A 23,371-nucleotide genomic window follows, 5' to 3' on the forward strand; every position below is an offset into this window, starting at 1 on the left:
ATGTTTAATTTAAAATATCTGAACTATTAAATTTATTATTAATATCAAAGTTATCCACATGTTTTATTAAGTTATCCACACTATCCACATATTAATATATTGTTTTTTATTTTATTATTTATATAATAAAAAAGGTGCCCTTTGGCACCTTTTTATAATCTAATTTCTATTCTTTCTAACTTTGCAATTACCGATATTTCTCTAGATTCTACAGTTTCAGTCATAAGAGCTCCCCCGTTACTTACAAGAAGTAGCTTTGAATTTCCTAAGCTCTTTATTTGTCTTATTTTTCTATTTCCTTTATAATCAACCAAGAATATTCCATTATTGCTTATTTCTTTTACTAAATGTGCAAAAGCTAAATCTCCTTGCATCATTCTAAAGCCAGACATCTCATTATCCTGAATTTCTAAATACATAACTTTATCTTGAGGAAAACCTTCTACCTTATTTGAATGAATAGGTAACTCTATTTTCCCCTTAACATTTTTTAAACTATAATCATAAATTGGAACATTCTTTAAAACAGATGAAAATGCATTATCCCATACTTCCTCTGTTTCAATTTTTGATGGCTTCTTATTAACTGCAGCATAAGTTTTTCTCTCTTCCATTAATGCTTCATCAGTTACAACCATACTTACATCATTTAAATCTACTTTTAAAATTTTAGCAGCCTTATCTATAAATGATTCTTGTACAATTCTTCTTCCTGTTTCAACTTCATTTATAAATTTCTCTGCAACACCTAACTTCTTTGCAAATGCCTTTTGTGTCATACCAGATTTTACTCTAGCTTCTTTTATTTTTTCACCAACTCTACTCATTGTCCTTTTCCTTTCTAACTTTTGAATACCATTCTTTCTCATCTTTTAAATGCTTAATAAGATGATTTATCTTCCAATTAATTGACTGCTCAGTTACTACAGCTAAGATTCCATCCTTGATCTTTTGCCTAGTATCAATTATTGCCTTTCTAAGTTCATTCTCTGATAAATTATTATATAATATTACCTTCTCCTTAATTGGATTGCAATTAAATATATCTAATCTAGTACCTTTTAATACATCCATTAATGTCATTTCGCACATTTCAGGAGTTATTTCTATTATCTTATATCCAAGCTCACTTAAGTTTAATAACTCTATATTAGATAATCCATATACTAAAATACATTTATTATTATCAAGCATACCAACACCCCTTTTATACATGAAGATTTAATTTTAGGCTGCATTAAAACTTAATGTGAAAATAAAAATATTCACATCGTATTTAATACAGCCTAACACTCTTACAAACTTTTCTAATTAGTCTTCTATTATTTGAGGTTCTTCAAATTTTTCTCCAAAAGTATCTACAGTTACTTTCTTCATTACTTGATCCTCATATGGTTTATCACTATAATCTCTCTTAGTGTTAACTATCTTTGTAGCAACATCTAATCCCTCTATAAGCTTTCCAAATGAAGCATATTGTCCATCTAGGTGTGGTGCATCTTCAACCATTATAAAGAATTGACTACCTGCTGAATCTGGGTGCATTGCTCTAGCCATAGATAAAACACCTTTTGTATGTTTTAAGTTATTTGCAACTCCATTTCTTGAGAATTCACCTTTTATACTATATCCAGGACCTCCAATTCCCATTCCCTCTGGACATCCACCTTGAATCATGAATCCTGGTATTACTCTATGGAATATTAATCCATCATAAAATCCTCTATTTATTAAATCAACAAAATTTCTAACTGTATTTGGAGCTACTTCTGGATATAACTCCGCTTTCATTATATCTCCATTTTCCATTTCTATAGTTACTATAGGGTTTTTCATATTAATTACCTCACTTTCATTTTTTGGTATAATTTATTATTATCATATTTCTATACACTAATTCAATGTTTTATAAAAATTTTATATAAATTTTTACTTAAACTATCTCTATTATAATTGAATAAGTAACACTAAAATAAGTATTTAAGTTATGAAATTAAACTTTTGAGGTCCACTTAAAAGAAAAAAAGCCTCGAAAATCGAAGCTAATGAGATTTTAACTAATTAAAGAACGAAACTTTAAAATATATTTAATTCAAGGTTTTATTTATTGTTGAAAAGCAGTTCCTAAAACTACTCTTGAATAATCATTATAGTTTGATAAATTTTTAACATCTATTTGCTTAAAAATATAATCTCTTCCGAATTTATTTATTAAATCACTAAATAGACAAGTTAAAAAAGTTGATGGAATTCTATCTAATCCATAAAAATCTAAACTTACACCATTATCTAAATTATTTTTTACTATCTCCCTTAATAAGATAGCATCCTCTATTGAATATCTCTCTCCTAAGAAATCCTTTATTTTTATATTCATACTCATTACCCCAATCTCCTTTTTTAAATATTCTGAAAATTCTTTCTACAATAATAATATATACAATTTTCAGAATATTGTCAATGATTTAACAATTATTTTTTAAATAATTTCCTTTTTTTTAATTTTAATAAAAAAAACGCCTTTTGGCGTTTCTTTATGGTTGTTGAATTAACTTCCAACTTAAATCAATAACCTTTTTTTCATCTAAAGAATTATATATATCTACATTCCCTTTTTTAATCCTATCCGTTAATAGATTTTTTTCTCTTAATCTTCTTTTTATTTCTCTAGCAGTTCCCTCTCCACCATCCATTATAATAACATTACTTCCAACAATTTTAGCTATTACATCTTTAACAAAAGGATAATGAGTACATCCAAGTACTATAGAACTTATTTCACTTTTATCATATATACTTAGTTTTTCTTCTAAATATTCCTCTAGTTCTTCTCCACTCAAAACGCCATCTTCTATAAACTCCATAAGACCAGCACAGGGTATTGGAACTATTTCAGCCTTTTCCTTATATTTATTAAGTAACAAATTAAACTTCTCTTGTTTAATAGTCATAGGTGTTGCCATTATTAATATTTTTCCACTTCTATTTAACTCTACAGCAGGCTTTATTGCAGGCTCTATTCCAACTAAAGGTATATCCGGATATACCCTCCTTAATTCGCTTACAGCTGCACTTGTTGCTGTATTGCAAGCAACTACTAATCCCTTTATTCCCTTTTCAATTAAAAAATCAACAACATTAAAAGTTAAATCTCTAATTTCTTTTGTTGGCTTCACACCATATGGAGCATTTTTTGAATCTCCAAAATATATATAATTTTCATTAGGCATTATCTTTATAGCTTCTCTAAGTACACTTAGTCCACCTACGCCAGAATCTAAAAAACCTATTGGCAAATCCTTTTTATTCAAGTTCTCTCACTCCAATTTATATATTCCTTAATTTTATTTTATACCTTAATTAATAGTAAATCTACTTTCAAATTAATATTATATATAAATTATTGTGTGTTTTTCTTTCAATAAAAAACTATTAGTTATTAGACATCCAAGAGGGAATTGATACTCTATCATTTTCAAGTAATTGTGATTGTAATATATGCTTCTTTTTATCCAGCTCTCTCTTAGCAGAATTTATACTTAATAGTTCTTCTGCCTCTCTAATACTTTTTGCTTTAAAGACCATTGTCCATCCATCTTTATTATATTTTCCTGCACACATAACATACTTATCTTTATTTTTATTTACACCATTCATGCTATCGTAAATAAAACTATTAAGTTCCCCGATATTTTTATAATTAACTTTTACAAATATTCCTCTATTACCTTTCATACCGCACCTCCGAACAAACGTTCATTTCTTAAGTAAATAATACCAGAACATTTGTTCTTGGTCAACATTTTTTTACTTTTTTAGAGGGTTTTCTTTAATTTTATAGAATATTATCCATACTAAAGAATAATTTATCATAAAAGAAAGAACTAATATTATGAATTTTAAAACTGATAAATTTCAAAATATATCTATTATTATTTTATTAGTTGCTATTATCTCAATATTTATAATTGATTTTACAAAAACTAAAGCAGCTACAAACCTATCTATTTCTTTAAAAGAAAAATTACCTATATTAGATACAGAAATAGAGGCATATATTCCACCTAAAGAAGTTATAGGTGAATTACCTGAAGAAATCAATATACTTGATAACTATATTGATTCTAAAGTTAATAGTTATAACTATAAAGAAGACAATAGCAGTACGAATACTTCTACATCAAATAATCAAGATAATTTACAGCCTGAGCAATCTCAATAACTTACTCTATTTCATATAATTTATTATTGAAGTAATGCAATTTAAAATAAAAAAGAGGATTCAAATTTGAATCCTCTTTTTTATTTATTAATTTCTTACATTATTCAGCTATATTAAATACTTCTAAATCTCTTTTATCAATTTCAGATACCTTAACATCAGCAATCGCTCTTAATGTATCTAACGCTGTTATAACTCCTATATTTCTTTCTATAGCAGCTCTTCTAATTAAGAATCCATCTCTCTTAGAGTCATTACCCTTAGTTGGAGTATTTACTACTAAATCAACTTCTTTATTCTTAACAACATCTAATATATTTGGCTCTTCTTCATTAAGTCTTCTTACTTCTTCACAATCTATACCTGCTTCTCTTAATAGCTTGCAAGTTCCTTCAGTTGCAATAAACTTATATCCAGCCTTAGCTAAATCCTTAGCTATTGGTAAGAACTCTGCCTTATCATGCTTATTAATAGTAGCTAAAATCTTTCCTTTTTCCATTAATGGATACATGCTACCACCAACAAATCCTTTATATAAAGCTTCCTTAACATCTCTACCTACACCCAAAACTTCTCCTGTAGATTTCATTTCAGGTCCTAAAGATACTTCAACCTTTGGTAACTTTTGAGTTGAGAATACTGGAACTTTAACTGATACTAATTCTGGTTCTGGATAAACATCTACTCCATATCCTAAGTCAACTAACTTTTCTCCAAGCATAACTTTAGTAGCTAAATCTACTATTGGAACTCCACTTACCTTACTGATATATGGAACTGTTCTTGAAGCTCTTGGATTAACTTCAATTACATAAAGATTTCCTTCAAACTCTATGAATTGAATGTTTATCATTCCCTTAATTCCTATAGCTAAAGCTAATTTCTTAGTGTAATCTAAAACTTTTGCTTTAATTTCATCACTAATATTTTGGCTTGGATACATTGTTACAGAGTCTCCTGAGTGAACCCCAGCTCTTTCTAAATGTTCCATTATACCTGGTATTAAGATATTTTCTCCATCAGATATAGCATCTACTTCTATTTCTCTACCCATTAAGTATTTATCTATAAGTATTGGGTTTTTCGTATCCTTTTTAAATGCATTACTTAAGTAATAAGTTAACTCTTCTTCATCATGAGTTATTTCCATACCTTGACCACCTAATACATATGAAGGTCTAACAAGTACCGGATATCTTAATCTATTTGCTTCTTCTATACCTTCTTCTAAAGTCCAAACACCTTTACCCTTAGGTCTTGCTATATCAAACTTTTCAAGTAATTCTTCAAACTTTTCTCTATCTTCAGCCATATCTATTTGATCTGCTGTAGTTCCTAAAGTTTTAATTCCTTTTTCTTTTAAGAAGTTTGCAAGCTTAATTGCTGTTTGACCACCGAATTGAAGAATAACTCCATATGGTTTTTCTTTTTCAATGATGTTTAATACATCTTCTTCTGTTAATGGTTCGAAGTAAAGTTTATCTGAAATATTGAAATCAGTACTTACTGTTTCTGGGTTGTTATTAACTATTATAGTTTCAATTCCCATCTTCTTTAATGCCATTACACAGTGAACTGAAGCATAGTCAAACTCTATACCTTGACCTATTCTTATTGGTCCTGAACCTATTACTATAACTTTTTTCTTATCTGATACTTCAACTTCATCATATTGTTCATAAGTTGAGTAATAGTATGGTGATAATGCTTCGAATTCTCCTCCACAAGTATCAACCATCTTGTAAGCTGGTTTTATGTTCCAGATGTTTCTTAATCTATAGATATCATCTGGGCTAACTTTTAACATATCAGCTATAGCCTTATCTGAGAATCCTTTTCTCTTAAGGTTTAATAACCATTCTTTATCTAAATCATCTATTTTGCTTAATTTTAATCTAGTTTCTTCATGTACTATCCATTTGAATTTTTCTAAGAAGAATATATCTATTCCAGTAATTTTAGCTATGCTTTCAATTCTGTAATCTCTTCTTATCATTTCTGTAAGAGCAAATAATCTTTCATCATCTGGTTTCATTACAGCTTCTTTTAATTCTTGGATACTCATTTCTTTAAACTTTGGATGGTCTAAAGAATATTTTCCTATTTCTAAACTTCTTATACCTTTTAATAATGCTGACTCTAAGTTAGCACCTATAGCCATTATTTCTCCTGTTGCCATCATTTTTGTTCCTAAAGCTCTATCAGCTGTAAAGAACTTATCGAAAGGCCATTTTGGAATCTTAACTACTACGTAGTCTAATGTTGGCTCAAAACATGCATAAGTCTTTTGAGTTACTGCATTTTTAATTTCATCTAATCCATATCCTAAAGCTATCTTAGCTGCAAGCTTTGCTATTGGATATCCAGTAGCTTTTGATGCTAAAGCTGAAGATCTTGAAACTCTAGGGTTGATTTCAATAACTGCATATTCAAATGAATTTGGATTTAAAGCAAATTGTACGTTACATCCACCTTCAATTCCTACAGCATTAATAATGTTAATTGATGCAGTTCTTAACATTTGATATTCTTTATCTGATAAAGTTTGTGATGGAGCTACAACTATACTATCTCCTGTATGAATTCCTACTGGATCAATATTTTCCATGTTACATACAGTTATACAGTTTCCGTAAGAGTCTCTCATTACTTCGTACTCTACTTCTTTCCATCCCTTAACTGATTTTTCTAATAAAACTTGCCCTATAGTACTTAATTGTAATCCTGATGCAAGAATAACTTTTAATTCTTCTTCATTTTCAGCTATTCCACCGCCAGATCCTCCTAATGTATAAGCAGGTCTTACTATAACTGGATATCCAATCTTATTTGCAAATGCCATACCAGCTTCCATGTCAGTTACTATTTCTGATGTAATAACTGGCTCATTAATTCTGTACATCATATCTCTAAATAACTCTCTATCTTCACCTTCTTTGATAGAAGCTATTGATGTTCCTATAACCTTAACGTCATATTTTTCTAATATTCCTGCATCGTGTAAATCAACTGCTAGGTTAAGTCCTGTTTGACCCCCCATACCTGCAAGTAAGCTATCTGGTCTTTCTTTTGCTATTACTTTTTCTACAAACTCTACTGTTAATGGTTCTATATAAATTTTATCTGCAACTTCTTTGTCAGTCATTATAGTAGCTGGGTTAGAGTTAACTAATACAACTTCTATTCCTTCTTCCTTTAAAGCCTGACAGGCTTGAGTTCCTGAATAGTCAAACTCAGCAGCTTGCCCGATAACTATTGGTCCTGATCCTATAACTAAAACTTTTTTAATATCTTTATTTAATGGCATTTTCTAAACCCTCCTATAGTGCATATTCCATAAATCTGTCAAATATATATTCACTATCCTTTGGACCTGCTGCAGCCTCTGGATGGAATTGAACTGAGTATATTGGTAAAGTAGTATGTTTCATACCCTCTACTGTTCCGTCATTGATATTTAAGTGCGTTGCTACAACACCCTCTGGTAATTCATCAACTACATATCCATGATTTTGAGAAGTAATATGAACTCTATTTCTTTCTAAGTCTTTAACTGGATGGTTACATCCTCTATGTCCAAACTTTAATTTAGTAGTAGTTCCACCTAAAGTTAATGCTAATAATTGATGACCTAAACAAATTCCAACTATAGGTTTAATTCCAACTATTCTTTTAACATTTTCTATTACATCTGTTAAATCCTCTGGATCCCCAGGGCCATTTGATAAAAATACTAAATCAGGATTTACTGATAATACTTCTTCTGCAGTAGCAGTCATTGGGAAAACTGTTATTTTACAATTTCTCTTTTTGAAATTTCTAATTATATTAGTTTTTATACCAAAATCCATTATTGCAACATGCTTTCCTGTTCCTTCAATTGTGTATGGTTCCTTAGTTGAAACTATACTAACTGCTTCTTTATTTGAAAAAGCACTTATTTTTTCTTTAACTTCTTCTAAAGTTTCATGTTCTAATGAAATTATTCCCCTCATTGTCCCATTATTTCTTAATACTTTAGTTAAAGCTCTTGTATCTATTCCTTCTAATCCAATTATTTTATTTTGTTTTAAATAATCTTCTAACCCAATTTCACATCTAAAGTTATTTGGGAAACTACATTTTTCTCTTACTATAAATCCTCTTACTTTTGGTGTATCAGATTCATTATCTTCTAAATTAATTCCATAGTTCCCGATTAACGGATATGTCATAGTAACAATTTGACCATAGTATGATGGATCTGTTAATACCTCTTGATATCCTGTCATTCCAGTTGTAAATACAACTTCTCCTACGCTATCTTTTAAGTATCCAAATGCCTTACCTTCAAAAGTCATACCATTTTCTAATATAAGCCTTGCTTTCATTCCTAGCCCTCCTGAAATTTATGTATATAACAGCTAAAAATACACTTTCTAAAAGCTCTTTAACCTTAAATATATTTTCTTATAAATTCACTATATATTAATGAATTTATAAGAAAAGGATAGTAGGGAGACATTTAACTATGTAATCTCTCCATACTATCCTTATTATATTTAAAATCTACTTTAGAAAATTCTTTTGATAAATCGATGTAACTATTGCTATTTACGTATAACATACCTACATACTCCTTTCTGGCCTCTCTGGACCAATTTAAAGTGTACTTTTTAACTAATTAATTTATTCTATATCTTTGTATATTATTGTATATTCAGCTCGAATTATTGTCAATATTAAATTGATTATATTCGGATATTTTATATATTCAGTTAATTGCACACTTTTATTCCAATTATTTCATTGTGTATTTTTTATAATTATACATTTTTATGAATATTTATGCAATTGATTAGTGCTTTTATTCTTAACCTTCATATATTATATTAATTCTTACTAATATAACATTATTTTAAATTTTCAATCCACCTTACTATAAATTCTATTGGGTTATCATCATTACTTGGTGCTATGTACTTTGATTTATTTTTTAACTCTTCACTACCATTTCCTATGCAAAATCCATAATCAGCCTCTTCTAAAAGTTCTACATCATTCATATTATCTCCAACAGTAACTACAGTAAATTCACTCATACCTTTATGCTCAATTAGTTTATTTAATGCTTGTCCTTTAGAAATTTCCTTTGGTATTATTTCTAAATATACATCAGCACTTCTTACAATATCATTATCTCTATAACAATTCTTTAAATATGATTCTACAGAATCTAATTCTTCCTTTTCTCCAATAATTAAGGCTTTAGTCCACTTCTTACTCCAAATGCTATCATCAATATCATAAATTACATCATATCCAAGCTTGCTAAACCTCTCAGTTCTACTACATTGTTGATAAATATATACTGTTTCATCACTATATATTTCAATTCCTACATTTTTATCGAATTCTTTTACAGCTTTAACTATATTTTTTCTTTCTTCCTCTAAAAACTTTTCCCAAATTATTTTTTCCTCATTAAAATCATATACTTTCGTTCCATTATACATAATTACAGGTAATGTAACTTTCATTTTATGAATATGTCTTTTTATAGATGGCATCATACGGCCTGTAGCTAAAGTAAAATGTCCTCCATTATCTACAAAATACTCTATAGCTTTCTTATTCTCTTCAGATAATTTTCCTTTACTATTTAAAAGTGTTCCATCCATATCTGAAACTAATAAATATCCATCAAAAATCTTCATATATTATTATCTCCTTATTTCTTATTAGTCTTTAATATTATTTTTCTTGAAATGCTTTCTGGCAAAAATTTATTCCCTAGAACTAATAATTTATTTTTCACTCCTGGAATTATAATAAGCTTGCCTTTATTAAATTCTTTATACGTAATCTTTGCAACCTCTTCTGCATCCATTAAATACTTTTTAGCTGATTCACTTTTATTAATACCAGCTTTACCTTGAAATCCTGTTTTTACTGGTCCTGGACAAAGGCATGAAACCTTTATTCCAGTATCTTTACACTCTTCATATATAGCTTCTGTTAAATTAAGCACATATGCTTTTGATGCATAATAAGTTGCCATTCTAGGTCCTGAACAAAAAGCTGCTGTAGAAGCAACATTTAAAATTCCACCATTTTTATTTCCTATAATTTTAGGTAAAAAATACTTTGTTAATCTAGTTAATGATTTTATATTTATATCAATTAATGCTTCTTCCTTTTCCCACTCTATCTCTTTAAAGTCTCCAAATGTTCCTATACCCGCATTATTAATCAAAGTATTTATATTTAAATTATTTATTTCTACATAATTAAATAGTTTTTCTATATCATAATTCTTCGATATATCTAAGCTCAAAATTTTTATTTCTACATTATATTTATTTAATTCAGACTCTACTTTTTTTAATCTATCTATATTCCTAGCAATTAATATTAAATTTTGCCCACTTCTAGCATATAATTTTGCTAATTCATACCCTATTCCAGAGCTAGCCCCTGTAATTAATACATATTCTTTGTTGAAAGTCCTCATTTTTCCCTCCAATAATACATTTTTATTTTTTTATTAAAAAGGTCCCTAAAATTAAATTATACATTGTATTTAATAATGACAAAGTTCTTAAAACAAAAAACTTAATACTTATATAATAAAAAATTTTAAAAAAAGTACCTAAATTAAAATTACATATTGTATTTAATAATGACAAGATTAGTACTAAAAAAATATAAATTTTATAAAATAAAAATTTTTTAAAAAAGTACCTAAATAGAATTTATGCATTGTATCTAATAATGACAAAATTAACAACACTAACAATTAACTATTTATTTAAAAATATAAAATTAAAAAATTATTTAAAAAAGTACCTAAAACAAAAATAATAATTGTAATTAATAATATAAGAAAAAATGGAGGAATTAAATTATGAAAAAATTAATGATAGGTTTAGTATTAACAGCAATATGTGGTGGAGTTGGAGCAACAGCTTGGGCTACAACAAATAATGGTGAAATAAATAGAAACAGCGTAAATGTACAACCAGTAAATAATAACATCAAATCAGAAATAGAAAATTATATAAACAATACTTATGGTTCAAACTGGGCAATAGATTTATACGAAAAAAATGGTGAAGAATGGGATGAAATTTTAGAAAATGAATTAGAAAATAAATTTGGTCATAATTATGAAGACATAATTGACAATATTATTGATGCAAAAGAATTTGAATCTGGCTTAGATATAGATAATGATGATCTATATGACGATCAAGATGATAATGACGATATGTTTGACGATCAAGACGATATTAATGATATTGATGACAATGATGATCAACACGATAATGATGACATTAATGATACTCATTATGATGATCATGATGTTAATGATAGATATGATGATTAAACTTTAGAAAATTATAATTTAAAATATATAAATAAAAAAAAATAAAAATTATATTTTATTTTTAGGAGGCTATTATGGAAAAAAGCAGAAAAATAAATGAAGTTATTAATAAATATGGATATACATTAAATTTACATGAAATCAAAGCTAAAACTGGTGCTGGAAATGGACATAGACATACTATTGTAAATGTAGATAATAATATATCTAACAACTCACCTAAACTTGAAAAACTATATGAAATAATAACAAATACTAAAGGAAGCGTTAATCTTCATAAAATCAAAGCTCAAACTGGTGTGGGAAATGGATATAAACACATTGATAAAGTAAATATGTCAACTACTATAAATAATGACACAGATAAAACTTATACTCATAAAAGTCATAAAATTAATGATTTAATTATTAATACTTCTAAAAAACTTAATCTTCACGAAATAAAGGCACAAACAGGTGCTGGAAGTGGATATAAGCATTAATTTAAAACTAAAAATAGCCTTATAAAGATACATTATTAATGTATCTTTATAAGGCATAAAAAGAAATCTTTAATTTGAGCTAAACGCTCTCTTCTTCTATATCTTTTCATCCTATCATATTCCCTCATATCTGAGGCAATACCATAAGCTTCTATTCCAAATCTTCTTGCAATAAAAATAGCTCTTGGCAAATGATATCTATTAGTTGATATTATAGCACTTTTTATATTAAATTTATTTTTTGCTCTATTAATACTATCATAAGTACAAAAGCCACAATTATCTATTAATAAATCTTCGCTTCTAACATTTGCTTCCGTATAATTTTTCATAATCCAATTTTTCATTACTGCAGGCTCATTATACGATTCACCACTATTATCACCAGTTAATAAAATAGTTTTACAAATTCTTCTTACATATACTTTAGCTCCTGTATCTAGTCTATCAGCTAATAAATCGCAGGGATTTCCATCGTGCCTTACACCTGCCCCTAAAATAATTACAGTATCACAATCTATCGGAAGGTCTTTTAAATCTAAGATATACTTATCCCCATACAGATCCATTATTGCAAATATACCAAGAACAATTGCCACTACTATTAAACAAAAAATCAATACATAGGTCATATAGTATTCCTTCTCGACTATTTCTCCTACTATATGATATGTATCGATTTGTAAATTTGTACATAAATTTTTATAGTTCTACTTTCATCTTAACATGAGGAATATTGACTTCATCATAAATATCAGATATAACCTTAAAACCTACGCTTTCATATAAGCCTTTTGCATAAAGCTGCCCAGATAATACCACAATATTTTCATCTAAATTATTTTTTATAAAATCTAATGCTACTCTCATCATTTTTTGAGCTATGCCTTTTCTTCTATGACTTGAAAGCACTAAAACTCTTCCTACAGAAACATAATCATATGCAATGCCCTTAGGCACTATTCTACTATAAGCAACAATTCTTCCATCTTCTTTTAACATTATATGATAGCAATTCTTATCCTTATCATCAAAATCCTGCTCTTCGACTATTTTCTGTTCACAAACAAAAACTTCAAATCTAGATTTAGCAATTTCATACATTTCATCAACATTTAATTCATTAAATCTCTTTATCTCAAAATTCATATTATTTACCCTCCTATACATTATTTAAAATAGAACGCTAAAATTATGCCTCCAACATTTTAATTTCTTAATTATGCTGAAGGCATCTTAACTTATTAATTATCTTATTTGTCCATTTCCATAAATAATATATTTAATAGTAGTAAGCTCCTTAAGGCCCATAGGTCCTCTTGCATGAAGTTTTTGAGTACTAATTCCTATTTCAGCTCCAAATCCAAACTCTTCTCCATCAGTAAATCTTGTTGAGGCATTTACATAAACGGCTGCTGCATTTACTTTTTGTAAGAACTTTTGAGAATTTTCATAATCTCTAGTTACTATAGCCTCTGAATGACCTGATCCAAATTTATTAATTATGTTAATAGCTTCATCTATATTTCCGACTACTTTTACTCCAATTTTATAATCTAAGTATTCATTATACCACTCTTCATCATTTGCTTTTATTATTGATGAATCATAAGCAATAGAAGATTCATCTCCTCTAATCTCTACATCTTTTTCTCTTAAGGCTTTTAATATTATTGGCATAAACTCCTTAGCTATATTTTCATTAACTAATAATTTTTCAGCTGCATTACATACAGATGGTCTTGAAGTTTTTGCATTAATTACTATATCTTTAGCCATTTCAAAATCAGCATATTCATCAACATATATATGACAGTTTCCTGTTCCAGTTTCAATTACAGGAACAGTTGCATTTTTTACTACTGCTTGAATAAGACCTGCTCCACCTCTTGGAATTAAAACATCTATATACTCATTTAATCTCATCATTTCAGTGGCAACTTCTCTGCTAGTATCCTCAATTAATTGAATTGAATCCTCTGGAAGTTCTACAGACTTAAGTCCTTCTCTTAAAACTTTAACTATAGATTTATTAGAGTTTATAGCTTCACTACCACCTCTTAAAATAACTGCATTACCAGCCTTAAAGCAAAGCCCAGCAGCATCACTTGTTACATTAGGTCTTGCTTCATATATTATTCCTATAACTCCTAATGGTACTCTTTTTTGCCCAATTTGTAATCCATTAGGTCTAGTCCACATTCCTAAAACTTCTCCAACAGGATCAGGCAGTGATATAACTTGTCTTAATCCATTTGCCATTCCTTCTATTCTTTCTTCATTTAAAGCTAATCTATCAAGCATAGACTTTGAAGTACCTTTTTCCATGGCCTTTTGTAAATCAATTTTATTAGCGTTAATAATTTCTTCCTTATTATTAACTAAAAAATCAGCCATTGCATTTAAGCCTTTATTTTTTTCAGCAGTACTTAAATTCCCTAGTATAAAAGAAACTTCTTTTGCTTTTTTACCTTTAATAATTAATTCATTCATTGTTACCTAACCCCCCTCTTATTATTTTTTTATAAATAATGTTCCAATTTCTTTACCTTCAGTTATATCCATTAATATTGCTGGATCATCTCCATTTGCTAATATCATATTACATCCTGCCATTGTAGCTCTTTTAGCTGCTGTTAATTTAGTAGCCATTCCACCTGTTCCAAGTGAACTTCCTGCACCACCAGCACATGCTTCTAATTCTGGTGTAATTTCTTCTACAACTCTTATTAACTTAGAATTAGGATTTTTTCTTGGATCTGAATCATAGAATCCATCAATGTCAGATAATATAATTAATAAATCTGCCGATACTAATTGTGCAACTATTGCAGATAAATTATCATTATCTCCAAACCTAACTATATTTTCTATCTCATCTATAGCAACAGTATCATTTTCATTAACTATTGGTATTATTCCATTCTCTAATAAAGTTTCAAATGTATTAACAACATTTTCTCTTATATGATCATCTTCTATAACATCCCTAGTTAATAATACTTGCCCTACTATATGACTATATTCACCAAACAATTTACTATATATATGCATAAGCTCACATTGTCCTACTGCAGCAACAGCTTGTTTTTCTTTTATACTCTTTGGCTTTTCCTTTAATTTTAATTTGTTAACACCAACTCCAACTGCTCCTGATGTAACAAGAACAACTTCTTTACCTGAATTCATTAAATCCGATAATACTCTTGTTAGCTTTTCTATTCTTGTTAAATTTATATTTCCATTATCATATGTAAGAGTTGAGGTTCCAACCTTAACTACTATTCTATTACAATTTTTCATTTGCTCCCTGAAATTCACTTTAATCATCTCCCAAATCATAGCTTGTTATTTTTATATTATAATTATCTTTATTAATATTTGCTATAAAAATTTCCTTTACATTTATGTCCTTATATTCCTTTTAAAATGTTTTATGCCCATAAATTTGAATAAAAAATCTATAAAATTTAATGTTTTTGCATAAAAATTAAATTTTATAAGATTTTTTTTAATTTTTATGCATCAAAAGTATTGATTTTTAATATTCTTGCATTTAAAATTAATGTAGTTGAATAAATATAAAAAAATTATGTATATATATAAAGGAGATAAAATGGAAATTTCAAAATTCAAACCATTTGATGATAATAATAAAGTTACATTAAAAGATAACTTAAAATTTATAATTCCTTCACTAATTGGTGTTCTATTATTTATGATTCCACTAAAGCATGAAGGTGATGTAACAATTCCAATAGCTATTTTCTCAGGAATGTTAGTAGATTTTCTTGGTGAATATCTAGTATATATAATTACCGGAACATTAACTATTTCTGCTGTACTTAGTTTAGTAACTACGTTATTTAAACCTAGATTTATTACTAATAATAAATTCTTAAATTCACTTTTTAATACTACACCTTTATGGTTAACAGCTAGAATTCTTGGTGGAATATTTGGAGTTCTTGCAGTATTTCAAGTAGGCCCTGAAATGATAATAAGTGCAGATACTGGTTCATTTGTATTATACGACCTTTTAACTGTATTATTCTCTATATTCTTATTTGCAGGATTATTCTTGCCATTATTACTTAACTTTGGTTTATTAGAGTTCTTTGGTTCTTTATTAACTAAAGTAATGAGACCAGTATTTAAGTTACCTGGACGTTCATCAATTGACTGTATTACTTCTTGGTTAGGTGATGGTACATTAGGAATAATGTTAACTAATAAACAATATGAAGATGGATTCTATACAGAAAGAGAGGCAGCTACTATAAGTACTACATTCTCTGCTGTTTCAATAACATTTAGTTTAGTTGTAATAAATACTGTTGGACTTGGTAATATGTTTGTACCATTCTATTTAACTGTTACTTTTGCTGGTATAGTTGCTGCTGTAATAGTTCCAAGAATTTATCCATTATCAAAAAAGAAAGATACTTATTATAATGGTGAAACTACAAAAATAGATGAATCTATTCCAGAAGGACATACTTCTTTATCATGGGGATATGAGCAAGCTATAACAAAGGCTAGAAAGAATTCTAGTATTAAAGAATTCTTTGTTGATGGTTCTAAAAATGTTTTAGATATGTGGATTGGTGTTCTTCCAGTTGTTATGTGTATGGCAACAATTGCTCTTATAATAGCAACTTATACTCCTTTATTTAGAATTTTAGGTTTACCTTTTGTTCCAATACTTCAATTATTACAAGTGCCTGAAGCGCTTCAAGCCTCTCAAACATTAGTAGTTGGTTTTGCAGATATGCTATTACCTTCAGTTGTTGCTTCAACAACTATCACTAGTGAGATGACAAGATTTATAGTTGCTGCAGTTTCTGTAACTCAACTTGTATATATGTCTGAAGTTGGTGGAGTTTTATTAGGTTCAAAAATTCCAATAAATATAAAAGAATTAATAATTATTTTTATAGAAAGAACTTTAATAACTTTACCAGTTATAGTTTTAATAGCAAACCTTATTTATTAAAATATATAAAAGCTGTCGCAAATGCGACAGCTTTTTTTAATAAAAAAAAGGAGCAAACAAATTTGTTTAACTCCTAAATCCTTGATAATGGTGACCTGTAGGGGAATCGAACCCCTGATTTCACCGTGAGAGGGTGACGTCTTGACCTCTTGACCAACAAGCCTTATTGTAAATAAATTCCTTATAGTATTAATATTACCATATTTCTTTTAAATATACTAGATAATTTTTCCAAATATTATCTTTTTAACTATTTTTTCATAAAATAAAAAATTTATTTAAAAACCCTTGACTTTTTATTAGGTAATAATTATTATTAGTTACAAGAGATAAATGATAATAACTATCATTTGAAATGAAATATCAGGAGGTTTTATTATGTCATTAATAAATAAAAAAGTTTCAGATTTTAAGGTTCAAGCATATCACAATGGGGAATTCGTAGAAGTTACTTCAGATTCATTAAAAGGTCACTGGTCTGTAGTAGTATTTTATCCAGCAGATTTTACATTTGTTTGTCCAACAGAATTAGGAGAATTAGCTGATAACTATGCTAAATTCCAAGAAATCGGTTGCGAAGTTTACTCAGTATCTACAGATACTCACTTCGTTCATAAAGCATGGGCTGATACATCTGATACAATTGGAAAAATTAAATATCCTATGTTAGCTGATCCAACTGGTAAATTAGCTAGAGATTTCGAAGTTATGATTGAAGAAGAAGGTTTAGCTTTAAGAGGATCATTTGTTATTAATCCAGAAGGTGAAATTAAAGCATACGAAATCCATGATTTAGGAATCGGAAGAAGTGCTGAAGAATTATTAAGAAAAGTTCAAGCTGCTCAATTCGTTGCAGAACACGGAGATCAAGTTTGCCCAGCTAAATGGCAACCAGGTGAAGAAACATTAACACCAAGCTTAGATTTAGTAGGAAAGCTTTAATAAATAAAAAGAGTGGTACATCCACTCTTTTTATTCAAATCTTATTATTCTCAAGATATCCTTAAATTATTTAAAATTGATAATTTAAAAATGTTTTGATATTAATGCAAAATATTTAATGTTAGGAGGTATATTAAATGAATGATATATATGATTTATTAATAATAGGTGGAGGTCCTGCTGGTCTTTCAGCAAGTATTTATGCAGGAAGAGCTAAATTAAATACACTTATCATAGAAAAATCTGAAATAGGTGGTCAAGTAAATAAAACCTTTGAAATTTCTAATTATCCTGGTGCAAGAGATAGTAACGGCCCAAAGCTAATGTCTGAAATGAGAGAACAAGCTGAAGACTTTGGGGTAAACTTTATGTCTGCTGAAGTTACTGAAGTAGATTTAGAAGGCGAAATTAAAACTTTAAAAACAGATAAAGGCGAAGTAAAAGGTAGGTCGGTAATAATAGCAACTGGAGCTTCTCCTAGAAAACTTGGATTTAAAGGTGAAGAAGAATTTACTGGTAGAGGTGTTGCTTATTGTTCAACTTGTGATGGACAATTCTTTGAGGGATTAGAGGTATTTGTAATAGGCGCTGGATTTGCATCTGCTGAAGAAGCTATATTCCTAACTAAATTTGCTTCAAAAGTTACTGTAATAGCAAGAGAGCCTGAATTTACATGTGCAAAATCAATTGCAGATAAAGTTTTATCTCATCCTAAAATTGAAGTTAAATTTAATACAGAAATCCTTGAAGCTAACGGTGAAGAAATGGTAAACTATGCAAAGTTTATCAATAATAAAACTGGTGAAACTTTTGAATATCATGCAAAAAAAGAAGATAACGCTTTTGGAATATTTGTTTTCGTTGGATATGCTCCTAAAAGCAACTTATTTAAAAATATATTAGATTTAGATAAATTCGGTTATATTTTAACTAATGAAAATATGGAAACTAATATTGATGGAATATACGTTGCTGGAGATTTAAGACCTAAGCAATTAAGACAAATTGTTACTGCTGTAGCTGATGGTGCAATTGCGGCAACAACCGCAGAAAGATATGTTATTGAATTAAAAGAAAAATTAGGAATTAAAGAAGATACTTATTCCCCTAAGAAACCTGTTAAAGAAAATAAAATTATTGAAAATAATTCTTTAGGTAATGTTTCTAGAAAAAGTTCTCTTTTAAATGATTCTTTAAGAAATCAACTTAAAGGTATTTTAGAAAAATTTGAAAATAAAATTACTCTTGTATCAATTGTAGATGAATCAAATACTAAATCTATTGAATTAAAAGATTTAATATTAGATATCGGTGATTTAGGTGAAAAGATATCTACTGAAATATATAAAGTTGGTGAAAATTTAGATATTGAAACTAAAATAAATGCAAATAAATATCCAGTAGTAGCACTTTTAGATAAAGAAAATAACTATAGTGGTGTAAAATTCCATGGAGTACCAGGGGGACATGAATTAAATTCATTTATTTTAGCAATGTATAATTTAGCTGGGCCTGGTCAACAAATTCCAGAAGAAACTTTAATTAATATTAATGAAATTTCTAACTCTACTAATATTAAAGTTTGTGTATCATTATCTTGCCACTTATGCCCTGATGTTGTTGTATCAGCTCAAAAGATCGCTATAAATAATAAAAATATTGAGTCTGAAATGATAGATATATCTAACTTTAAGGAAATAAAAGATAAATTTAAAGTTATGAGTGTTCCTGCAATAATAGTAAATGATGAAAAAATATATTTTGGTGCGAAAAAAATAGATGAAATTATAAATTTAATCAAATAGCATTTATAAATGTATTGAGAGTAGATAAATACAAATTTATCTACCCTCAATTTACTTTAACCTTAATTTTCTATATCTATTATATGCACATATAATTTCTTGCTTTCTAACCATAGCAAGACTTCCATAGCCACCTCTAGCATTGTCAATTCCAATAAGTTTAGTATTTATTTCTTTAATAATTTTATCTGTAATTTCAATTAATGTTAGATCTTTTCCCATAAAATTATTTTCAACATATTTCATTATGGCACCAATGGTATTTAACTGTTCACTATCTACTATTTGTTCAACAGCGCATAAATCTATGTTTTCTCTATTAATAGAAATTCCATCTTTCCCTAATGTTTTAACTTTAACTCCTTTAGGTCCACTTTCTATTGTTCCTTTAAGAATTACTCTATTAAAATCTATATTAATATTTATTTCTTTAGTATGTTCTATATTTCCTTTACTTAAAGCTTTAGCCTTTTCTGTTACTTCAAAAGGTTCATAATTGTCCATTTGAATAACTAAATCCGCAATATCAAAGAAATCTCCTGAGCTCCCAGCTACTAAAATTGTAGATATACCTTTTTTATTATAAAGACTTCTTGCAACATCAATAAATGGTGTTATTGGCTCCTTATCCTTTGCTACAAGTTGTTGCATAATACTATCTCTAATCATAAAATTAGTTGCTGATGTATCTTCGTCAATTAAAAATAATTTTGTATCACTTTCAATTCCTTCTACTATATTAGCTGCTTGTGATGTACTTCCACTTGCATTTTCTGTATAGAAATTTACTGTATCTTTTCCATTAGGGAGATTATTTATAAATAATGATATATCTGTTTTAGTTATTGCCCTTCCATCTTCAGCTCTAACCTTTAACGCAGTATTATCTGTAATAACAAATTCCCTTCCATCGCCTTCAATATGGTTATATACACCTAACTCTAAGGCTCTAAGTAATGTTGATTTTCCATGATATCCTCCACCAATTATTAATGTTATTCCTTCTGGAATTCCCATTCCCTTAATTATTCCTTTGTTAGGTAGATTAAATTCTACTTCTAACTCCTTAGGTGATATAAACTTCTTACCACTTTTTAATGGTTTCTGTGAAACACCACTTTCTCTTGGTAAAACGGAATTATTAGCTACAAATGCTACTAATTTTCTCTTATTAAGCTCACATCTAATAAACTCTTGATCCTCAACTAAATCTAGTCTATCACTTAAAGCTTTAGTATTTATATTATTATAAATTAAAGTATTTTCTACTATGTTAGGTAAAACATTAAATAATATTTTTTCTAATTCAGCAGATAATACACTTCTTCCCCTAGCAGGAAATCCTATATAAAACCTAGCTTCAACTTTATCACTATCAATTATTATTGAAGTTCTTTCCAATATTTGTTGAGTACATCTACTTATTTCTAAAAGCCCACTCTTCCTTGACCCAAATATTTTTTCACTATATTTATATATATTTTTACTAAATAATCTATTTAAAAAATCACATAATGCAATTCTTTTGTATTTCTCATTAAATAATTGCCCTGGAAATTTATTAACTTTATTTTCAACTATTACTCTAACTCTCGAAGGTGATGCAAAAGGATCTCCTTGAACATGATCTATACTTAATACATAATTATTAAATTTATATTGTCCTTCTAACTCTTTATAGCATTTATACCCACGACCATTAATTCTATCTAATTCTCTTTTTAAATCATTAAGATTTTTCATAAATTACTCCTGTTCAGCAAAAAATTCATCAATTAACTTTTCACTCATTCTTCTATACATATTACTCATATTTACTAAAGAACATAATATTAAAAATTTCTTTTCAAAATCACCATCTAACTCTTTATTTTCATCAACTTTATTACTTATTTTTTCTATTTTATTATTTACATCAACTATAAAATTATTTTCATCATTGCTACAATCATCTAAAAAACAAGAATATAATTCTCTTAGTGGATAATTATCTTCTTCTGATTTATTTATAATTTGATCTAAACATAGCTTTATATCATTAATTGATAAAACACCTTTTAAATTATAAATTAAAGACATTAATATTATATGTTCCTTTGAATACTTCTTATTTTTTATTGGTAATAGTAATTTACCTTTAGCATAATTATTAATCATAGTTTTTGTTAATATTTTTTCATCTTCATTTCTTTTTTGTTCATTTAATTTTGATTCAAATAACTGTATTACTTGATCCATATATAAATCTATCTCTGGTATTTCATCTAATTTTATATTGCTTTGTAATTGTAAATTATTTAATATATCTAATATTTCCATGACATCCTCCATATAGTTTTAAAAACCATCTCTTATCACTATTATATTTTAATAATAATAGTATTTTCTAATATTTGCAAGAAAAACAGATGTATTTAATGATAATTTCCTTAAATCTCCTATTATAAACTTTGACTCTTTTGCACATATAATAAATAATATTAATATAATATCATGTAGTTTTAAAAACTACATATTGAATTGAGAGGTGTTCATTATGTATAAAAAATTGAGAGAACCAATTAACTCTATAACTCATTTTGCAGGTGCTGGATTATCTTTTATTGCTTTAATAGCAATGCTAATTAAGGCTATATCATCAAACGCATCTAGTATTGCAATATTATCTGTAGCTATTTTTGGAATTAGTTTAATTCTTTTATATACAACTTCTGGAACTTATCATGGAATAATTTCTTCTGAAAAAGTAATTTCTATATTTAAAAAACTTGATCATTCAATGATCTTTGTCCTAATTGCTGGATCTTATGCACCATTCTGCTTGCTTTCTATTGGTGGTAAGTTCGGTATTACTATGTTCATAATAATGATTACTCTTGCTATTGCAGGAATTATCTTTAAACTTTGCTGGTTTAATTGTCCTTGTTGGGTAGATAGTGCTATGTATATCGGAATGGGATGGGCTGCTTTATTTATGATTAAACCTTTAGCTGCAATTTTACCTGGAATAAGTTTATTTTGGCTAGTTCTTGGAGGAATTCTTTATACAATAGGTGGTATTATTTATGCTACTAAGTCTGAAAAATTAAAAATAGGCAATTGGGGATTTCATGAAATATTTCATATTTTCATATTACTTGGTAGCTTAAGTCACTTTATCTGTGTATTTACTTATGTAATATAATTAAATTCATTTATGAGAGGTATATATAATGCTTAATTTTGATTTATATAAAGAAGGTGTAGAAATTGGTATAGAACGCGGGCAATATTTATTGCTAATTAAGTTGTTAAAAAAGAAACTTGGTAAAATTTCTGATTTACAACTGAATAAACTTGAAGATTTAGATACTAGTAAAATTATTAATGTTGCTTTGAATATTTTTACAATAGAAAATATGGATGATTTAAATAAATATCTAAATTAATTATTATCATAAAAAATACTCACAATAAATTTTATTGTGAGTATTTTTTATCAGACTGTTGACAAAGTGTCAACAGTCTTTAATTTTATACAAATATGTAATATAATATAAAATATATTAATTTATT

The 23,371-nt window shown here is 27.8% G+C and carries 24 protein-coding genes and 1 tRNA gene; 8 read left to right on the top strand and 17 right to left on the bottom strand.

Annotated elements, in window-relative coordinates:
* Positions 1-152: 152 nt before the first annotated feature.
* The 6 genes from HCG76_RS08605 to HCG76_RS08630 form a co-directional block, all read right to left on the bottom strand.
* Positions 153-827 carry a helix-turn-helix domain-containing protein gene (locus tag HCG76_RS08605; protein ID WP_221699936.1) on the bottom strand — a complete coding sequence of 225 codons (675 nt, stop codon included), beginning with the start codon at positions 825-827 and terminating at the stop codon, positions 153-155.
* On the bottom strand, positions 820-1,194 hold the full coding sequence (locus HCG76_RS08610; RefSeq protein WP_221699937.1) for a DUF3783 domain-containing protein: 375 nt from the start codon (positions 1,192-1,194) through the stop codon (positions 820-822). The genes HCG76_RS08605 and HCG76_RS08610 overlap by 8 nt, the downstream gene beginning before the upstream one ends.
* 117 nt (positions 1,195-1,311) lie before the next feature.
* Positions 1,312-1,836 (bottom strand): peptidylprolyl isomerase, encoded by a 525-nt coding sequence (locus tag HCG76_RS08615; RefSeq protein WP_221699938.1) that lies wholly within the window; start codon positions 1,834-1,836, stop codon positions 1,312-1,314.
* Positions 1,837-2,104: 268 nt separating this feature from the next.
* On the bottom strand, positions 2,105-2,377 hold the full coding sequence (locus HCG76_RS08620; RefSeq protein WP_221699939.1) for an STAS-like domain-containing protein: 273 nt from the start codon (positions 2,375-2,377) through the stop codon (positions 2,105-2,107).
* 157 nt (positions 2,378-2,534) lie between these two features.
* The gene (murI, locus tag HCG76_RS08625) at positions 2,535-3,311 is read right to left on the bottom strand and encodes a glutamate racemase (protein ID WP_221699940.1); all 777 of its coding nucleotides are present in this window, start codon (positions 3,309-3,311) and stop codon (positions 2,535-2,537) included.
* Between the two features lie 121 nt (positions 3,312-3,432).
* Positions 3,433-3,735, bottom strand: coding sequence for a hypothetical protein (locus HCG76_RS08630; RefSeq protein WP_221699941.1), 303 nt, complete (start codon positions 3,733-3,735; stop codon positions 3,433-3,435).
* Between the two features lie 157 nt (positions 3,736-3,892).
* Between HCG76_RS08630 and HCG76_RS08635 the strand changes: the two genes are divergently transcribed.
* Positions 3,893-4,222, top strand: coding sequence for a hypothetical protein (locus HCG76_RS08635; protein WP_221699942.1), 330 nt, complete (start codon positions 3,893-3,895; stop codon positions 4,220-4,222).
* A 100-nt stretch (positions 4,223-4,322) separates the two neighbouring features.
* Here HCG76_RS08635 and carB read toward each other — a convergent pair whose 3' ends face one another.
* The 4 genes from carB to HCG76_RS08655 form a co-directional block, all read right to left on the bottom strand.
* On the bottom strand, positions 4,323-7,529 hold the full coding sequence (gene carB, locus HCG76_RS08640; RefSeq protein ID WP_221699943.1) for a carbamoyl-phosphate synthase large subunit: 3,207 nt from the start codon (positions 7,527-7,529) through the stop codon (positions 4,323-4,325).
* A 13-nt stretch (positions 7,530-7,542) separates the two neighbouring features.
* Positions 7,543-8,592: a carbamoyl phosphate synthase small subunit gene (locus tag HCG76_RS08645; RefSeq protein WP_221699944.1), complete on the bottom strand. Its 1,050-nt coding sequence runs from the start codon at positions 8,590-8,592 to the stop codon at positions 7,543-7,545.
* A gap of 522 nt (positions 8,593-9,114) precedes the next feature.
* Positions 9,115-9,918: an HAD family hydrolase gene (locus HCG76_RS08650; RefSeq protein WP_221699945.1), complete on the bottom strand. Its 804-nt coding sequence runs from the start codon at positions 9,916-9,918 to the stop codon at positions 9,115-9,117.
* 14 nt (positions 9,919-9,932) lie between these two features.
* Positions 9,933-10,715 carry an SDR family NAD(P)-dependent oxidoreductase gene (locus HCG76_RS08655; RefSeq protein ID WP_221699946.1) on the bottom strand — a complete coding sequence of 261 codons (783 nt, stop codon included), beginning with the start codon at positions 10,713-10,715 and terminating at the stop codon, positions 9,933-9,935.
* Between the two features lie 393 nt (positions 10,716-11,108).
* Between HCG76_RS08655 and HCG76_RS08660 the strand changes: the two genes are divergently transcribed.
* Both HCG76_RS08660 and HCG76_RS08665 read left to right on the top strand, forming a co-directional pair.
* A complete protein-coding gene (locus tag HCG76_RS08660; RefSeq protein WP_221699947.1) occupies positions 11,109-11,591 on the top strand; it encodes a hypothetical protein in 483 nt (160 codons plus the stop codon).
* A 74-nt stretch (positions 11,592-11,665) separates the two neighbouring features.
* Positions 11,666-12,073 carry a hypothetical protein gene (locus HCG76_RS08665; protein ID WP_221699948.1) on the top strand — a complete coding sequence of 136 codons (408 nt, stop codon included), beginning with the start codon at positions 11,666-11,668 and terminating at the stop codon, positions 12,071-12,073.
* A 35-nt stretch (positions 12,074-12,108) separates the two neighbouring features.
* Here the strand turns inward: HCG76_RS08665 and HCG76_RS08670 are convergent, their stop codons facing one another.
* The 4 genes from HCG76_RS08670 to proB all read right to left on the bottom strand — a co-directional run bounded on the left by HCG76_RS08670 (position 12,109) and on the right by proB (position 15,376).
* A complete protein-coding gene (locus HCG76_RS08670) occupies positions 12,109-12,705 on the bottom strand; it encodes a SanA/YdcF family protein (protein WP_221699949.1) in 597 nt (198 codons plus the stop codon).
* Between the two features lie 70 nt (positions 12,706-12,775).
* Positions 12,776-13,222: a GNAT family N-acetyltransferase gene (locus HCG76_RS08675; RefSeq protein WP_221699950.1), complete on the bottom strand. Its 447-nt coding sequence runs from the start codon at positions 13,220-13,222 to the stop codon at positions 12,776-12,778.
* A gap of 99 nt (positions 13,223-13,321) precedes the next feature.
* Positions 13,322-14,566, bottom strand: coding sequence for a glutamate-5-semialdehyde dehydrogenase (locus HCG76_RS08680; protein ID WP_221699951.1), 1,245 nt, complete (start codon positions 14,564-14,566; stop codon positions 13,322-13,324).
* A gap of 21 nt (positions 14,567-14,587) precedes the next feature.
* A complete protein-coding gene (gene proB, locus HCG76_RS08685; protein ID WP_370778811.1) occupies positions 14,588-15,376 on the bottom strand; it encodes a glutamate 5-kinase in 789 nt (262 codons plus the stop codon).
* A gap of 313 nt (positions 15,377-15,689) precedes the next feature.
* On the opposite strand from proB, the gene HCG76_RS08690 reads away from it, so the two are divergent.
* The gene (locus HCG76_RS08690; RefSeq protein WP_221699953.1) at positions 15,690-17,069 is read left to right on the top strand and encodes a YjiH family protein; all 1,380 of its coding nucleotides are present in this window, start codon (positions 15,690-15,692) and stop codon (positions 17,067-17,069) included.
* Between the two features lie 88 nt (positions 17,070-17,157).
* Here HCG76_RS08690 and HCG76_RS08695 read toward each other — a convergent pair.
* Positions 17,158-17,232, bottom strand: a tRNA-Glu gene (locus tag HCG76_RS08695).
* 215 nt (positions 17,233-17,447) lie between these two features.
* Between HCG76_RS08695 and ahpC the strand changes: the two genes are divergently transcribed.
* Together ahpC and HCG76_RS08705 are read left to right on the top strand one after the other, a co-directional pair.
* The gene (ahpC, locus tag HCG76_RS08700; protein WP_221699954.1) at positions 17,448-18,011 is read left to right on the top strand and encodes an alkyl hydroperoxide reductase subunit C; all 564 of its coding nucleotides are present in this window, start codon (positions 17,448-17,450) and stop codon (positions 18,009-18,011) included.
* Between the two features lie 137 nt (positions 18,012-18,148).
* Entirely contained in the window at positions 18,149-19,816 is a 1,668-nt protein-coding gene (locus HCG76_RS08705) for an FAD-dependent oxidoreductase (protein WP_221699955.1), read from the top strand.
* Between the two features lie 51 nt (positions 19,817-19,867).
* Here HCG76_RS08705 and HCG76_RS08710 read toward each other — a convergent pair whose 3' ends face one another.
* Both HCG76_RS08710 and HCG76_RS08715 read right to left on the bottom strand, forming a co-directional pair.
* The gene (locus tag HCG76_RS08710) at positions 19,868-21,559 is read right to left on the bottom strand and encodes an ABC-ATPase domain-containing protein (RefSeq protein WP_221699956.1); all 1,692 of its coding nucleotides are present in this window, start codon (positions 21,557-21,559) and stop codon (positions 19,868-19,870) included.
* Between the two features lie 3 nt (positions 21,560-21,562).
* Positions 21,563-22,135, bottom strand: coding sequence for a DUF1836 domain-containing protein (locus tag HCG76_RS08715; protein ID WP_221699957.1), 573 nt, complete (start codon positions 22,133-22,135; stop codon positions 21,563-21,565).
* A 217-nt stretch (positions 22,136-22,352) separates the two neighbouring features.
* Between HCG76_RS08715 and trhA the strand changes: the two genes are divergently transcribed.
* A complete protein-coding gene (trhA, locus tag HCG76_RS08720; protein ID WP_221699958.1) occupies positions 22,353-23,000 on the top strand; it encodes a PAQR family membrane homeostasis protein TrhA in 648 nt (215 codons plus the stop codon).
* A gap of 28 nt (positions 23,001-23,028) precedes the next feature.
* Positions 23,029-23,244 (top strand): DUF4351 domain-containing protein, encoded by a 216-nt coding sequence (locus tag HCG76_RS08725; RefSeq protein WP_221699959.1) that lies wholly within the window; start codon positions 23,029-23,031, stop codon positions 23,242-23,244.
* Positions 23,245-23,371 lie beyond the last annotated feature (127 nt).

It is taken from the genome of Clostridium sp. K13 (assembly GCF_019734195.1).
GTDB lineage: Bacteria > Bacillota > Clostridia > Clostridiales > Clostridiaceae > Clostridium.

Coding starts and splice junctions, on each gene's coding strand:
- HCG76_RS08605 (WP_221699936.1), bottom strand. CDS start 827: ATGAGTAGAGTTGGTGAAAAAATAAAAGAAGCTAGAGTAAAATCTGGT.
- HCG76_RS08610 (WP_221699937.1), bottom strand. CDS start 1,194: ATGCTTGATAATAATAAATGTATTTTAGTATATGGATTATCTAATATA.
- HCG76_RS08615 (WP_221699938.1), bottom strand. CDS start 1,836: ATGAAAAACCCTATAGTAACTATAGAAATGGAAAATGGAGATATAATG.
- HCG76_RS08620 (WP_221699939.1), bottom strand. CDS start 2,377: ATGAATATAAAAATAAAGGATTTCTTAGGAGAGAGATATTCAATAGAG.
- HCG76_RS08630 (WP_221699941.1), bottom strand. CDS start 3,735: ATGAAAGGTAATAGAGGAATATTTGTAAAAGTTAATTATAAAAATATC.
- HCG76_RS08635 (WP_221699942.1), top strand. CDS start 3,893: ATGAATTTTAAAACTGATAAATTTCAAAATATATCTATTATTATTTTA.
- carB (WP_221699943.1), bottom strand. CDS start 7,529: ATGCCATTAAATAAAGATATTAAAAAAGTTTTAGTTATAGGATCAGGA.
- HCG76_RS08645 (WP_221699944.1), bottom strand. CDS start 8,592: ATGAAAGCAAGGCTTATATTAGAAAATGGTATGACTTTTGAAGGTAAG.
- HCG76_RS08650 (WP_221699945.1), bottom strand. CDS start 9,918: ATGAAGATTTTTGATGGATATTTATTAGTTTCAGATATGGATGGAACA.
- HCG76_RS08655 (WP_221699946.1), bottom strand. CDS start 10,715: ATGAGGACTTTCAACAAAGAATATGTATTAATTACAGGGGCTAGCTCT.
- HCG76_RS08660 (WP_221699947.1), top strand. CDS start 11,109: ATGAAAAAATTAATGATAGGTTTAGTATTAACAGCAATATGTGGTGGA.
- HCG76_RS08665 (WP_221699948.1), top strand. CDS start 11,666: ATGGAAAAAAGCAGAAAAATAAATGAAGTTATTAATAAATATGGATAT.
- HCG76_RS08670 (WP_221699949.1), bottom strand. CDS start 12,705: ATGACCTATGTATTGATTTTTTGTTTAATAGTAGTGGCAATTGTTCTT.
- HCG76_RS08675 (WP_221699950.1), bottom strand. CDS start 13,222: ATGAATTTTGAGATAAAGAGATTTAATGAATTAAATGTTGATGAAATG.
- HCG76_RS08680 (WP_221699951.1), bottom strand. CDS start 14,566: ATGAATGAATTAATTATTAAAGGTAAAAAAGCAAAAGAAGTTTCTTTT.
- proB (WP_370778811.1), bottom strand. CDS start 15,376: ATGAAAAATTGTAATAGAATAGTAGTTAAGGTTGGAACCTCAACTCTT.
- HCG76_RS08690 (WP_221699953.1), top strand. CDS start 15,690: ATGGAAATTTCAAAATTCAAACCATTTGATGATAATAATAAAGTTACA.
- ahpC (WP_221699954.1), top strand. CDS start 17,448: ATGTCATTAATAAATAAAAAAGTTTCAGATTTTAAGGTTCAAGCATAT.
- HCG76_RS08705 (WP_221699955.1), top strand. CDS start 18,149: ATGAATGATATATATGATTTATTAATAATAGGTGGAGGTCCTGCTGGT.
- HCG76_RS08710 (WP_221699956.1), bottom strand. CDS start 21,559: ATGAAAAATCTTAATGATTTAAAAAGAGAATTAGATAGAATTAATGGT.
- HCG76_RS08715 (WP_221699957.1), bottom strand. CDS start 22,135: ATGGAAATATTAGATATATTAAATAATTTACAATTACAAAGCAATATA.
- trhA (WP_221699958.1), top strand. CDS start 22,353: ATGTATAAAAAATTGAGAGAACCAATTAACTCTATAACTCATTTTGCA.
- HCG76_RS08725 (WP_221699959.1), top strand. CDS start 23,029: ATGCTTAATTTTGATTTATATAAAGAAGGTGTAGAAATTGGTATAGAA.